This window comes from Thiococcus pfennigii (assembly GCF_016583835.1).
GTDB lineage: Bacteria > Pseudomonadota > Gammaproteobacteria > Chromatiales > Chromatiaceae > Thiococcus > Thiococcus pfennigii.
On the sequence record NZ_NRRW01000019.1, the window covers coordinates 1 to 13,952 of the forward strand.

The 13,952-nt window shown below is 69.7% G+C and carries 12 protein-coding genes; 11 read left to right on the forward strand and 1 reads right to left on the reverse strand.

Annotated elements, in window-relative coordinates:
• Positions 1–423: 423 nt before the first annotated feature.
• The 11 genes from gspE (at position 424) to gspD (ending at position 11,705) form a co-directional block, all read left to right on the forward strand.
• Positions 424–2,196 (forward strand): type II secretion system ATPase GspE, encoded by a 1,773-nt coding sequence (gspE, locus tag CKO41_RS08350; RefSeq protein WP_200255055.1) that lies wholly within the window; start codon positions 424–426, stop codon positions 2,194–2,196.
• Between the two features lie 3 nt (positions 2,197–2,199).
• Positions 2,200–3,411 carry a type II secretion system F family protein gene (locus tag CKO41_RS08355; protein WP_200255053.1) on the forward strand — a complete coding sequence of 404 codons (1,212 nt, stop codon included), beginning with the start codon at positions 2,200–2,202 and terminating at the stop codon, positions 3,409–3,411.
• A 44-nt stretch (positions 3,412–3,455) separates the two neighbouring features.
• Complete coding sequence (gene gspG / locus CKO41_RS08360; RefSeq protein WP_200381815.1) at positions 3,456–3,881, forward strand: type II secretion system major pseudopilin GspG; 426 nt, start codon at positions 3,456–3,458, stop codon at positions 3,879–3,881.
• 37 nt (positions 3,882–3,918) lie between these two features.
• Complete coding sequence (locus tag CKO41_RS08365) at positions 3,919–4,377, forward strand: GspH/FimT family pseudopilin (RefSeq protein ID WP_338113842.1); 459 nt, start codon at positions 3,919–3,921, stop codon at positions 4,375–4,377.
• Positions 4,377–4,787: a type IV pilus modification PilV family protein gene (locus CKO41_RS08370; protein ID WP_200381816.1), complete on the forward strand. Its 411-nt coding sequence runs from the start codon at positions 4,377–4,379 to the stop codon at positions 4,785–4,787. The genes CKO41_RS08365 and CKO41_RS08370 overlap by 1 nt, the downstream gene beginning before the upstream one ends.
• The gene (locus tag CKO41_RS08375) at positions 4,784–5,527 is read left to right on the forward strand and encodes a prepilin-type N-terminal cleavage/methylation domain-containing protein (protein WP_338115555.1); all 744 of its coding nucleotides are present in this window, start codon (positions 4,784–4,786) and stop codon (positions 5,525–5,527) included. The genes CKO41_RS08370 and CKO41_RS08375 overlap by 4 nt, the downstream gene beginning before the upstream one ends.
• A gap of 18 nt (positions 5,528–5,545) precedes the next feature.
• Positions 5,546–6,529 (forward strand): type II secretion system minor pseudopilin, encoded by a 984-nt coding sequence (locus tag CKO41_RS08380; protein WP_200253252.1) that lies wholly within the window; start codon positions 5,546–5,548, stop codon positions 6,527–6,529.
• 696 nt (positions 6,530–7,225) lie between these two features.
• A complete protein-coding gene (locus CKO41_RS08385) occupies positions 7,226–8,317 on the forward strand; it encodes a PilN domain-containing protein (protein WP_200381818.1) in 1,092 nt (363 codons plus the stop codon).
• A gap of 35 nt (positions 8,318–8,352) precedes the next feature.
• Positions 8,353–8,913: a type II secretion system protein GspM gene (gene gspM / locus CKO41_RS08390; RefSeq protein ID WP_242464121.1), complete on the forward strand. Its 561-nt coding sequence runs from the start codon at positions 8,353–8,355 to the stop codon at positions 8,911–8,913.
• Positions 8,910–9,488: a hypothetical protein gene (locus CKO41_RS08395; RefSeq protein WP_200381819.1), complete on the forward strand. Its 579-nt coding sequence runs from the start codon at positions 8,910–8,912 to the stop codon at positions 9,486–9,488. Before gspM ends, CKO41_RS08395 begins: the two co-directional genes overlap by 4 nt.
• Positions 9,489–9,497: 9 nt before the next feature.
• On the forward strand, positions 9,498–11,705 hold the full coding sequence (gene gspD / locus CKO41_RS08400) for a type II secretion system secretin GspD (RefSeq protein WP_200381820.1): 2,208 nt from the start codon (positions 9,498–9,500) through the stop codon (positions 11,703–11,705).
• A gap of 572 nt (positions 11,706–12,277) precedes the next feature.
• Here the strand turns inward: gspD and ubiB are convergent.
• Positions 12,278–13,942, reverse strand: a complete 1,665-nt coding sequence (gene ubiB, locus CKO41_RS08405) for a ubiquinone biosynthesis regulatory protein kinase UbiB (RefSeq protein WP_200381821.1) — start codon at positions 13,940–13,942, stop codon at positions 12,278–12,280.
• Between the last annotated feature and the right edge of the window lie 10 nt (positions 13,943–13,952).

Sequence of the window (13,952 nt, forward strand, 5' to 3'; positions counted from 1 at the left end):
GGAGGGTCCTGGGAGGCGGTCGAATGCGTCGGCGTGGCGATGTTCCACGTGGAACCCTGCCGTGGCGCGCGGTGGCGTAGGTTCCGATGATGCCCGTCGGCCCAATGCCGCCCGCGTGGCCATGCCGGGCCGAGGGCGGCTGTCGGGTTACGGCGCGCACCACCTGTTCATTCGCAGCGAGCGCCGTGCCGGCGCGCCTGATCCGACCTACGCGGCACCCCGACCGCCAGCCGTGCCCTCCGCAAGGACCGCCGTGGCTAGGCGCCAAACCCGATCTGCGCGCCTTGTCCGCCGACCAGAACGGATCCGCTGTCGGTGGTCATGCACGGAGGATTGCATTGTCCGCGACCCGAGTGGCAGCATTCGATATCGATCGACGCGGTCGCGTCGGCGAAGCACCAGCGCCTTGCGGGGATTTTAGCCATGGCCGCCGTTGAGCCCATCCAGGATCGTGCCGAGCCCAAACTGGGCGCGGTGTCCCTCGTCGAGGATTCGCCGGCCGAATCCGCGACCCCGAACGAGCCGCACGCCCCGATCATCGCCGAGCTGCAGCGGCGCGGCAAGCTCAGCGCCGCCGACCACCATCGCGCCCAACGGATCGCCAGCGAGAGCGGCGACGGCCTGTTGCGGATGCTGGTGCGGCTCGGGCTGGTCTCGGAACGGGACCTGGCCCAGGCCTTCGTCGAGGTGTTGAGGTTGCCGCTCGCCGAGCAGGCGACCTTTCCCCGCGAGCCGGTGGCCGAGGACCGCCTCAGTCTGCGCTTCCTGAAGGACGCGCGGGTCCTGCCGCTGCGCGAGGACGCGACGACCCTCGAGGTGGCCTTCGCCGACCCGACCGAGCCCTTCCTGCACGCGGCGCTGGCCGCCGCCGCCGAGAAGGCCATCGTGCCGCGGGTCGGGCTGCCGAGCGAGATCGAATCGGCGATCGAACAGCTCTACGAGCAGGGCCCGGAGGAGGAGGGGGAGCGCGAGACCGAGGGCGCGCTGGGTGCGATCGACGAGGACGACATCGAGCACCTCAAGGACCTCGCCAGCGAGGCGCCCGTGATCCGGATGGTCAACCAACTCATCCAGCGCGCCGTCGAGTGTCGGGCCTCCGACATCCACATCGAGCCGTTCGCCGATACGCTCAAGGTGCGCTACCGGATCGATGGTATCCTCAAGGAGGTCGAGGCCCCGCCCGTGCGCTCGACGGCGGCCGTCGTCTCGCGCGTGAAGATCATGTCGAAACTCAACATCGCCGAGCGCCGCCTGCCGCAGGACGGGCGCATCCCGATCCGCATCCAGGGCAAGGAGCTCGACCTGCGCGTCTCGACGGTGCCGACCCTGTTCGGCGAGAGCGTCGTCATGCGCCTGCTCGACAAGGAGAGCGTGCGCTTCGACTTCGATGCCCTCGGCTTCGAGGGCCGACCGCGCCAGCGGCTCCTGACCATCCTCGACCAACCCTATGGGATCCTGCTCGTGACGGGCCCGACCGGCAGCGGCAAGAGTACGACCCTCTACACGGCCCTGAGCCGCCTCAATACGCAGGAACGCAAGATCATCACCGTCGAGGACCCGGTCGAGTACCAACTCCAGGGGATCAATCAGATCCAGGTGAAGTCCGCGATCGGCATGACCTTCGCCGGCGCCCTGCGCGCGATCGTGCGCCAGGATCCGGACGTCATCATGGTCGGCGAGATGCGCGACCTGGAGACGGCGCGCATCGCCGTCCAGTCGGCCCTGACCGGTCACGTCGTGCTCTCGACGCTGCACACGAACGACGCCGCGAGCGCCGTGACCCGCCTGCTCGAGATGGGGGTCGAGGACTATCTGCTGACCTCGACCGTCAACGGCATCCTGGCGCAGCGCCTCGTGCGCCGCCTCTGCCCGCACTGTCGCGCCGCGGCCGAGGTGCCGCCGGCCCTCGCCGAGCGGCTCGCCGAGCTCGCCGCGGGCGCCCCGGTAGGCATCTTCCGGCCGGTCGGCTGCCCGCGCTGTAACGACATGGGCTACCTCGGTCGGCTCGTGATCGCCGAGGTCCTGGTCATCTCCGACCCGATCCGCCAGGCCGTCCTCGCCCACGCGACCGCGACCGAGATCCAACGCATCGCCATCGCCGAGGGCATGATCACCATGTACGATGACGGCCTGCTCAAGGCCCTGAAGGGGCTGACGACGGTCGAAGAGGTCCTGCGCGTGGCCGAGGCGGCCTGAGGCATGGCGACGTTCCAGTACAAGGCGGTGAAGCCGGACGGCGAGGTCGTCGAGGGCGACCTCGAGGCCGTCGACGAGGCGGCCGTCGTCAAGCATCTTCAAGCCCTGGGGCTGATCCCGATCCAGACCCGTACCGGTGGCGGCTGGTGGCGTGCCCGCATCGGGCGCCGGGCGGCGCGCCGGCTGACCCAGAACCAGGTCGGCATCGTGACCCGCCAGCTCGCGACCCTGCTGGAGGCCGGTCTGACCCTCGACCGTTCGCTCCAGATCCTCATCGATCTGACCACCGAGGCCCATCTCGTCGCGGTCCTCGAGGACCTCCAGTCGCGGGTACGGGGCGGGGCGACCTTCTCCAGCGCCCTGGAGGCCCAGGACGGCCAGTTCCCGCGCCTCTACGTCAACATGGTCCGCGCCGGCGAGGCGAGCGGGGCGCTCGATGCGGTGCTCGAACGCCTGGCCGACTATCTGGAGCGCAGTGCCGAGCTGCGCAGCACCATCACGTCCGCCCTCTACTACCCGGCCATCCTGTTTGCCGTCGCGGGCTTCTCGGTCATCGCCCTGTTGGTCTGGGTCGTGCCCCAATTCACCGTCCTGTTCGAGGACATGGGCGCCGCGCTGCCGCTGCCGACGCAGATCGTCGTCGCCCTCGGCGACGCCTTCCGCAACTACTGGTGGGCCATGCTGAGCGGCCTGGCCCTGACGGCCCTGGCAATCGAGCGCCTGCTGCAACGTCCGGAGGCGAAGGCCCGGCTCGACCATCGGCTGCTCGACCTGCCATTGTTCGGCGAGCTGATCTGGAAGCTCGAGACGGCCCGTTTCACCCGCACCCTGGCGACGCTGCTGGCCAATGGGCTGCCGCTGCTGACGGCCCTCAATCTGGCCAAGGAGGTCGTCGGCAATCGCCGCCTGCTCGGCCTGCTCGGCGACGCGAGCGACGACCTCAAGCGCGGTCGCGGACTCGCCGAGCCGCTCGCGCGGCGGGGTGCGCTGCCGCGGCTCGCATTGCAGATGATCCGCGTCGGCGAGGAGTCCGGCAGCCTGGATGCGATGCTCGCGAAGGTCGCCCAGCTCTACGACCAGGAGACCCGGGCCAGCGTCCAACGGTTGCTGACCCTCCTCGAGCCCCTCCTCATCATCGGCCTCGGGGTCATCGTCGCCGGTATCATCGTCTCGATCCTGATGGCGATCCTCGGTGCCAACGAGCTGGTCTTCTGACGCGCTCGATCCCTTTTCGCTTCCCGTTCGAAGGAGTTTCACCCGTGATCAAACCTCGTCGCCCCGTAGCCGGCTTCACCCTCGTCGAACTCTTGGTCGTGCTGGCCATCCTGGGGCTCCTCGCCGGGCTCGTCGGCCCGCAGGTGATGAAGTTCCTCGGCAGCTCGAAGACCAAGACCGCCCAGCTGCAGATCGCCGACCTGGCGGCGACGATGGATCTCTATCGGCTCGAGGTCGGGCGCTATCCGACCTCCGACGAGGGTCTCGAGGCCCTCGTCAGCGACCCCGGGTCGGTACCGAATTGGAACGGCCCGTATCTGAAGAAGGGCAAGGTGCCCGAGGACCCTTGGGGCAATGACTACCTCTACCGCTTCCCGGGCGAGCACGGGACCTTCGAGATCTGGTCGCTCGGGGCCGATGGGCGCGAGGGCGGCGATGGCGAGAATGCCGACATCACGAGTTGGGACTAGGCCCCGCCCCCCGATAGAGGCGCACGGCCCGTCGACCGTGCGGCGTGCCGCGGCCGGCTTCACGCTGATGGAGCTGCTCGTCGTCCTGGCGCTGATCGCGGCCGTCCTGGCCGTGACCCCGCCGCTGATCGGGCAGGCGCTTCCCGGCGTCGAGCTGAAGGCGGCGGCGCGCCGCACGGTCGCCGGTCTGCGCCTGGCGCGCACCGAGGCGATCCGCTCAGGGCGCGATGCGGCCTTCACCCTCGATGTCGAGGGGCGCTCCTTTCGCGTCGACGGCGACTACCGGTCCGGTCGGCTGCCGAAGGACATCCGGGTGCGGCTGGAGGCGGCCGAGCGCGAGACGGACGGGGATCGGATGGGGGCGATCCGGTTCTTCCCCGATGGTAGCTCGACCGGGGGGCTGATCGTGTTGGCCCGCGAAGGGCGCGGCTACGAGGTCGGCGTCAATTGGCTCACGGGCGCCATCCGAATGGCGCCGTGCGAGGCCTGCCCCTGATGCCCATCCCTCACCGCCCGCGGCGACAGGCCGGCTTCTCGTTGCTGGAGGTCCTGGTTGCCTTCACGATCCTGGCCCTGTCGCTCGGGGTCCTGCTGCAGATCTTCTCGCGGGCGATGACGACGACCGCCATCGGCGAGGGCTACGACCGTGCCGCCGCGCTCGCCGAGCTCCAGTTGCGGCAGGTCGGCTACGAGATCCCGTTGGAGCCCGGCGTCCATGAAGGCGAGACCGACGACGGGCTCGCGTGGACGATCCGGATCGTCCCCGACTGGGGTGTCGAGGACCCGTTCGGCGAGGCCCCATGGACCCTCTATCGCGTCGTGGTCGATGTCCTCTGGCGCGACGGCGGGGCGGGCGTGCGGCGCCTGACGCTGCCGACCCTGCGCCTGGGTGGCCCGCCGCTGTGACCGCCACGGCGGGCGTCGCATGGCGGCTCGGGCGGGCCGGCAAGGGGCCGCGGGTGCCGTCGGCGGGCGCCGGCTTCACGCTCGTCGAATTACTGATCGCCCTCGCCCTGATCGCGTTGATCCTGCTGCTCCTCTTCTCCGGGCTGCGGCTCGGCTCGCGTGCCTGGGAGGGCGTCGAGGGACTCGCCGAGCGCGGCGCCGAACGGCGGGTCGCGCGGCAGTTCCTCACTGCGGCCCTCTTGCAGGCACGGGATGCGGCCGTCGAATTCGACGGCGAGCCGCGGCCGGTCTTCGCCGGCGATGCCCAGCACCTGGAGTGGGCCGCGCCGCTGGCGACGCGCGTCGGCCTGCCGGGGCTCTACCTGCTGCGGCTGTCGGTCATGGAGGTCGACGGCCGCGCCGCGCTGGTGCTCGTGCGCTGGCTGCTGCACCCGGACATCCTGGCCGGGACCGATGAGGTGCCGCCCTGGGCGCCGCTGGGCGCTGAGGGGGGAGACCTGGCCCTCGGTGACCTGCTCGATCAGGACCGCGCGGCCGGCGCCTTCGGTGCGACCGTGCTCCTGCCGGCGGTCGAGGGATTCGAGATCGCCTACTTTGGCCTGCGCCTGGAGGACGGGGAGACCGCCTGGGGCGAGGACTGGATCGAGGAGCCGATGCTCCCGCAGCGGCTGTCGATCCGGATCGAGACCGCCGCGGGCGCCTGGCCGGAACTGCTGGTCGACCTACCGACCGGCCGCTAGCATTCAGGGGATTGCTCCATGTCACGCGCAGGCAGCGACCGCGACCGTCCCCGCCCGGCGGCGACCAGAGGCCGTCACCGCGCGCCGCCGACGGTCACGCGCGGGATCGCCCTGGTCCTGGTGCTCTGGGTCATCGCCCTGCTCACCGTAATGGCCCTCGGCCTGACGGCGACTCAGCGCACCGAGACGGCCCTGACCCGCAATCAGGTCGACGCGGTGCGCTTTCGCGCCCTCGCCGATGCGGCCGTCAATGCGGCCCTCTACGAACTGCTGTCGCCGCCGCCGCTGGAGCTCGAGGAGGCCCCACCCCAGGGGGGCGAGGCGGCGACGCCGGGTTGGGCGCTGGGTTGGTTGCCGGATGGGCAGCCCCACCTGTGGCGCTTCGCCGGGGAGACCCTGGAGGTCAGGATCGAGAACGAGGCCTCGCGGCTCGATCTCAATGTCACCGAGCGCGAGCACCTGGAGTCCTTGCTGCTGGCGCTGCCCGTGGAACCGGAACTCGCCGCCGCGCTGGCCGACCGGATCCTCGATTGGCGTGACGGAGACGCGCTGGCGCTGCTCGACGGGGCAGAGGACGACGACTATGCGGCCGCTGGCTATCCATACGGTGCCAAGGACGGGCCGTTCGAGTCCGTCGAGGAACTGCGGCTCGTCATGGGGATGAGCGACGCGCTCTACGAGGCCATCGCGCCTGTACTGACCGTCGATGGGGATCGTCGCGGCGTCGATGAGACCTTCGCGGCGCCGCTGGTCCTCGCCGCCTTGCGCGGCCAGACGCTGGAGATGCTCCTCGCGGATCGGGGCCAGTCGGAGGAGGACCCTTCGATGGGGCGCGGGCCGCGCGCTGGAGTCGATCGCGGTGGCCCCCTGTACCGCATCCGCGTGACCTGGGTAATCGATGGGAGGCGTACACGAACTATGGATACCCTCGTGAACACCTCCCCGAGCGGTCCCTCGCCCTACGAGGTCCGCTGGCGGCGCCTGGGGCTGAGCCAGGACTGACCGCGAGGGCGAGGCGCGCCCCAACGCGGGTGCGTGCCGATCATACCTCTGGCCATGCTGCGGGGCTGGCGGGCCGCATCCGCTTTTCGTGAACAGACGGTCGGCAACGCGCCGCCGGTCGAGGCCGCTGTCGGTTTACGGCGCGCGGGCGGGCCTGTGCCTCGTCAGCGACTGCGGTGCTGGGGCGCCTGCCCGACGTGGTTGCCCACCGGAGGAGCCGACTGATCGGCGATCGGCGGCCCGGATCGTCCGCGAGCGGGCCCTTACCGGCGCAGGCGACGGCTGCGGAGGCCACCGATGCGCCTCCTCGGCATGCTCCCGCTGATCAGCACGGGTCGGCGGTGCCGGCCGCGATCGCAATCTTTTTTCGATAAGATCGCGTCTTGTGAAATCATGTCGCCCGAGACCGGGCCGACGCTTCGGGCCGACGCTTCGGGCCGACGGGGGCTCTCGGGCGACCGGGTGCGGGGCCCAGCCATGGCCGGGCATCCTGCAAGCCGCTGATTCGGCGCGTTGTCTGAGATATGGGTAATGGTATGATCATGTCCCCGGGGGCGTTGCGGACGTCGATGATCGATCGTCGTGCATGGATGGGTCCCCTTTCCTTGCCTGGATACGAGCCTGCCGGTGTCGCCGCCGCGTGGCGTTCGTCTCTCCGGCTGTCACGGTGGCATGGAAGGCGTGTGAGATGATGAGATGAAGATCGCCGAGCGGCTCCGCTCCATCCAGCTCCTGGGGGCCGTCCTCGACGGCCCCCGCCTCGCGTTGTGGCGCGAGGAACTGCTCGCCTGCGCGCCGGAGCGGGTGCGTCGCTGGCTTCAGGGCCGGGATCGGCGCTTGCTGGTGACGATCTCGGGTGGCGAGCGCGCCGAGCTGCAGCTCGCGACCGGCGATGCCCGCCAGCCGCTCGGGCACCTGGAGCCGACCGGTAAGGGTGAACTCCCGCCGCTGGCGGGGGAGGGCCGCAATGCGGAGCGCCACCGCACGGTCCTCGGCCTGCCGGCCGACTGGGTTCTGCGCCGCACCGTGACCTTGCCAATGCAGGTACGGGAGAACCTCGCCCAGGTGGTGCGTTACGAGATCGATCGGTTCTCGCCGTTCTCGCCCGACCAGGTCTTCTTCGATTGCCTCGCGCAGGCCGCCGGGCGCTCGGACCGACTGACCGTCGAGTTGGCGATCTGCCGCCGCGACCGGGTCCAGCCCTGGCTCGAGCGGTTGCGCGAGGCGGGGCGGCCGGTCGATCAACTGACCTGGGACGGCGCCTGGCCGAGGGCCAACCTCCTCGCCCCGCAGGACCGCCCGCCGCGCAAGGTGCCGCTGCTCACCGCACCACGCGCGCTCGCCGGCCTGACGCTGGTGCTGCTGGTCGCGGCGATGGCCTCGCCCCTGTGGCAGCGGGCGCGGATCCTGGAGCGGATCGATGAGGACCTGCGCGCCGCACGGGCCGAGGCGATCAAGGTCGACGATCTCAGGCAGACCCTCGAGCGGGCCCGCGAGGCCAGTCTCGCGATCCTCCGGCAGAAGGCCGAACAGCCCAGGATCAGCGACCTGCTGCGCGAACTCACTCAGCGCCTGCCCGACGATACCTGGATCCAGAGCTTCGAGGTCCGCGACGGCGAGGTCCAGATTCGCGGCGAGTCGGCGCGCGCGACGGCCCTCATCGAGTTGCTCGAGAGCGCGCCGGGGCTCGATGGCGTCGGCTTTCGCTCGCCGGTGACCCAGGTCGCCCAGACCGGCATGGAACGCTTTCACATCGCCTTTCGCTACGTCCAGCCGGGGTCCTCGTGATACCGCTGCGCTCGAAGAATACCCGGTGCTGGCTCTTGCGGGTCCTGGTCGTGGGGCTGCCGCTGACCCTCGTCCTCGCCGTCGGCGGGGCGTGGCTCGATCGCCTAAGCTCCCTCGACGCCCGGATCGATGAGCGCACCGAGCAGCTCCAGCGCTTCCAGCGGGCGTTGCGGATGTTGCCGACGCTGCATACCGAGCTCGAGCAGGTCCGTTCGAACGACGAGCTCAAATCCTTCTACTTCGATGCCCCGACCGCGGCGCTGGCCGGTGCCGACCTTCAGCGGCGCCTCCAAGACATCGTCCAGGCCGCGGCCGGTCGGCTCATCAGTACCCAACTGCTGCCCTCGCCGTCGGGCGAGGAGCCGCCGCGGGTGAGGATCCGCACCCAGCTGCAGGGGACCGTCGAGACGCTGCTCGACGTGCTGCTGGAGATCGAGCAGGCCCGCCCGCTGCTGTTCATCGACCAGGTCTCGGTGCGCTCGACGGCCAGGCCCCATCGCACCATGAACCAGCGCCGACCGGTCCCGACGCGCCAGGATGGTCTGTTGACGATCCGCCTCGATGTCTTCGGCTATGCCCTCGGAGGTGGCCCGTGAAGCCCTTCTGGTGGGCCTTGCCGATCGGCCTGCTCGGCCTGCTCGCGCTGCAATGGTCGGATTGGCCGCCGCCTCCGACCTGGACGCAGGCGCCGCCGTCCGCCCCGGCGGAGCCGAGCGGCGACCTCCTCGCCGAGTTCGCACCCTTGGTCGACCAGGATGCCGGCGAGGAGCGCTCGGCCTATGCCGAGGTCGTCGAGCGACCCCTGTTCGTCCCGGACCGCCGGCCGCCGGAGCCGGAGGCCGCGGAGGGGCAGACGGCCGTTGCCGACGAGGCCGGGGTACTCGAGACCCTGGACCTCGTCGCCGTCATCATGACCCCGGACCTGACGATGGCCTGGGTGAAGGCTGCCACCGACCCGAAGCTGCTCGAGGTCAGGGCCGGCGAGGAGTTGGCGGGCTGGATCGTCCGCGAGATCCGGTCGGATCGGTTGGCGCTGGAGTACCAGGGGCGGACCGAGACGCTCCTGCTGCGCACCTTTCCGGCACGGCCCGAGCGAGCCGAGCCGCCCCGCCGCGCGGGTCGCCCGGGCTCGCGATTGCGTCCCCCGTCAAATCAACCCGATCGCCAGTAGGTCAACACCATGTATCGCGATGTCCCCCACGAGCCCCGTCAGGGGCGAGCCCTCCTCTGGACCCTCGTTGGGACCTTCGTCACGACGGCGGGCCTCGGGCTGGGGGGCTGCGAACCCGGGGACTGGGACCCGACCCTGCGCGTCAGCGACGAAAAGGGCCACATGGTCGGCGATGCGCTCGGCAAGACCCCGGGCGCGGAGACCTCGGCGCTACGCCCGCAAGGCGGCATCGCCGTCGGCGACTCGGGCGGGCCGCGCGTCGGGAATTCCATCGATCGGGGGACCGGCACCTTCGTCGGCACGATCGACCGCCCCGCCGTCGATACGACCCCGGGCGACGTGACCCTCAATTTCGACGGGACCGATATCCGCGAGGTGGTCAAGGTCGTCCTCGGCGACCTCTTGCAGGCCAACTACGTCATCCATCCCGCCGTGCAGGGCTCGGTCTCTCTGCAGACCGGTCGGCCCTTGCGCCGCGACCTGCTGATCCCGACGCTGGAGACCCTGCTGCGGATGAACGACGCGGCCTTCGTCGAGAAGGACGGCCGCTACGAGGTCGTCCCGCTGGCCAGCGCCATCCAGGGCAAGGTCGCCAGCCAGCTCGGCGAGTCCACGCGCGCGCTGCCGAACGGCTACAGCGTCCAGATCGTCCCCCTCCAGTACATCGGCGCCGAAGAGATGAGCCAGATCCTCCAGCCCCTGGTGCCGGAGGGGAGCATCGTGCGGGTCGACACGGTGCGCAACCTGCTCGTGATCGCGGCGACCAGCCCGCAGCTCGGCAATGTCCTCGACACGATCCGAGCCTTCGACGTCGACTGGATGGCCGGCCTGTCGGTGGGCTTCTTCGCGCTCGACTATGCCAAGGCCGCCGACGTCGCCACACAGCTCGAGGGTCTGCTCGCCGACGGCGAGGGCGGCAACCCCTTCAAGGGCCTGTTCCGTTTCATCCCGATCGAGAGCGCCAACAGCCTGCTCGTGATCTCGCCGCAGGAGAAGTATCTCACCCAGGTCCAGGGGTGGATCCAGCGCCTCGACATCGCCGAGGCGGCCGGGGACGGTGCCCAGCGGCTGTTCGTCTACCGGGTCAAGCACGGCGACGCCGTGGCCCTGGCCGATATCCTAAGCCAACTCTTCGCCAGCGACGCCGGCGGTGTGCGGCGTCAGGTCGGTGGCGTGGCCCCGGGCCTGCGCTCGGCGGCGCTCGAATCCGCCAACCCCGACGATCCCGGTTCGTCGACGGCCTCGCGGCAGACGAGCGCAACCGCCAGCCGCCTGGAACTGTCCTCGAACGTCAGCATCGTCGCCGATGCGGTGAACAACTCGCTGCTGATCCGCTCGACCCCGCGCGACTACAAGAGCCTGCTTGATGCCCTGAAGCAGCTCGACATCGTGCCCTTGCAGGTGCTCGTCGAGGCGACCATCGTCGAGATCTCGCTGTCGGGGAGCCTGCAGTACGGGATCCAGTGGCAGATCTTCGGCAAGCTCGGCGACTACGAGCAGGACTTCTCGCTCGATGGCACCCTCGACGATACGACCCAGTCGGGCATCGCCAAGTCCTTCCCAGGCTTCAATTGGGCCGTCATCGCCAGCCCGGACCAGATCCGCGCGACCTTGAGCGCTCTGGCCGGCGACAATCTGGTCAATGTGCTGTCCTCGCCGTCGGTCATGGTGATGGACAACCAGACGGCCAAGATCCAGGTCGGCGAGGAGGTCCCGATCGTGACGACCGAGCAGCAGGGTACGACGACGGACGACCGTATCGTGAACCAGATCCAGTACAAGGACACGGGCGTGATGCTCTCGGTCAAGCCCAGGGTCACGCCGGGCGGACTCGTGCAGATGGAGATCGAGCAGGAGGTCAGCAGCGTCGTGCGGGAGCGTACCGAGCAGGGGGTCGATTCGCCGACCTTCCAGACCCGCAACATCACCAGCTCCGTGGCCGTGCGTTCGAATCAGGCGGTCGTCCTCGGCGGCCTGATCAAGGACCAGCGCGAGACCGGCAAACAGGGCCTCCCCGGCCTCTATCGGGTGCCGGTCCTCGGCAACCTGTTCGGCCAGACGAGCAAGAGCGCCGATCGCACCGAATTGGTCGTGATCCTGACGCCGCGCGTGATCGCGAGCGACCAGGACATCGAATCGGTGACGGGCGAGTTCCGCAACAAGCTCAAGGGCCTCGACCTGAAGGGGTCGGCCTCGGGCCTCGCCCCCCGGGGCTGACGGGGCTTCGCCCGACCGACGGCGCCGGCGCCGCATGGGAGACGTAGTCGGGTCAGCCCCTTGGGGGCGTAACCCGACGGCCGGCTGGCGGCTATCTTAAGAACGTAGGGCGGGAAAGCGAAGCGCATCCCGCCACCCACGGGGCACCAACTCCCGACCTGATTAGCAAGCTTCTTCAGCCGAGCCGAGATCCGACCGAGAACCTGGTGACCAGGCTACGTGAAAGCGCAAAAATAACGGCAGCTTACGAACGCCAGATACGCACATCGGTATTGGGATTCTCTGGCTTTTCGATGGTAGCTGAAGCATCTTGCTAATCAGGACTCCCGATGACGCTCGCGCAGCCAGGCCCATGGGAGCGCTGTCCGGGATCCTCGCGCGCCAGGCGATCAAGCCGATTCCATCGGTGGGGGAGGCGCCGCCGTGGATATCGATCTCCTCCGGCCGGCGCGCCACCTGAGTCAGAACGGCGGGATGCGCTGCGCTTTCCCGCCCTACGCGCTACGGGCCGCGCCGATGTCGCCGGGGCCGTGGCCGGGTGAGGCGCGCCGGGCGCCCGTTCGCGTCTCGCCTCAGCCGCCGGTGGGGGCTGGCCGCGGACGCCAGGCGAAGAGGACCGCTGCGGAGAGCAGGCACAGGCCGGCGAGGACCTGGGCGGCGACCGGCGCAAGGAGTTCGCCGGGGCCGAACAGGAGCAGCAGGGTGCCGCTCAAGAACAGGGTCGCCGCGGCGAGGTTGGCCTTGGTGCGGGTCTGGCCGGCCTGGACCTCCTGGCGCAGGCGGGTCAGCTCCTCGGAGCGCCACTGGATCGCCAGGCGGTCGTGGGTCAGCCGGTCGAGGACGTGGAAGGTCAGCAGTGGCAGGTCCGGGAGCCGCTCGGAGACCGGCCCCAGATTGCGCCGGGCGTGCGCGAGGAAGGCCTTGGGGCCGAACTGCTCGTGCATCCAGCGCTCCATGAACGGCTTGGCCGTCGTCCAGAGGTCGAGCTGCGGATAGAGCTGGCGGCCGAGGCCCTCGATGTTGAGCAGGGTCTTCTCCAGCAGCACGAGCTGGGGCTGGACCTCCATGTCGAAGCGGCGCGCGACCTGGAAGAGGCGCACCAGGAAGTGACCGAACGAGATCTCGGCGAGTGGCTTCTCGAAGATCGGCTCGCTGACGGTGCGGATCGCCGATTCGAACTCCTCGACCCGCGTGTGTCGCGGTACCCAGCCGCTCTCGACGTGCAGCTCGGCGACGCGGCGGTAGTCGCGCTTGAAGAAGGCGAGCAGGTTCTCGGCGAGGTAGCGCTGGTCCTCGGTGCTGAGCGTGCCGACGATGCCGAAGTCGACGGCGATGTAGCGACCGCTCGGCTCGACGAAGATGTTGCCCGGGTGCATGTCGGCGTGGAAGAAGTTGTCGCGGAAGACCTGGGTGAAGAAGATCTCCACGCCGCGCTCGCCGAGCAGTTGCATGCTCACGCCCTGGGCCTTGAGCGCCGCGACGTCGCTGACCGGGGTGCCGAAGATCCGCTCCATGACCAGCACGTTGGCGCGGGTCAGGTCCCAGTAGACCTCGGGGACGTAGAGCTTCTCGCTGTTGAGGAAGTTGCGCCGCAGCAGCGAGGCGTTGGCCGCCTCGCGCTGCATGTCGAGCTCGTCGAAGATGGTCTTCTCGTACTCGCGGATGACCTCGACCGGGCGCAGCCGCCGCCCGTCCTTCCAGTAGCGTTGTGCCAGCTCGGCGATCGTGTAGAGCAGCCGCACGTCACGGCGGATGATCTTCTCGATGCCTGGGCGCAGCACCTTGACGACGACCTCGCGCCCGTCCTTGAGTCGGGCGGTGTGGATCTGCGCGATCGAGGCCGACGCGAGCGGGGTCTCGTCGAAGGCGTCGAGGACTGCCTCGATGGGCTGACCCCAGGCCTTCTCGATGAGGGCCCGTGCCACCAGGCCCGGGAACGGCGGCACCCGGTCCTGGAGCTTGGCGAGCTCGATGGCCAGGTCGTCGGGCAGCAGGTCGCGACGCGTCGAGAGGATCTGGCCGAACTTCACGAAGATGGGGCCGAGGTCCTCGAGCACGCGGCGGATGCGTACCGGATAGGGGGCGTGCTCGCCGCGGAACCAGTACCAGGGCGAGAGATAGGTCAGGAAGCGCAGCGGCCGCAGCAGGTGGGTGGCGAGGACGACCTCGTCGAGGCCGTGGCGCAGCAGCACCCGGTTGATGTGGAACAGGCGCAGTGTCTCGCTGAAGTGGAGCATCGCTCGTCCG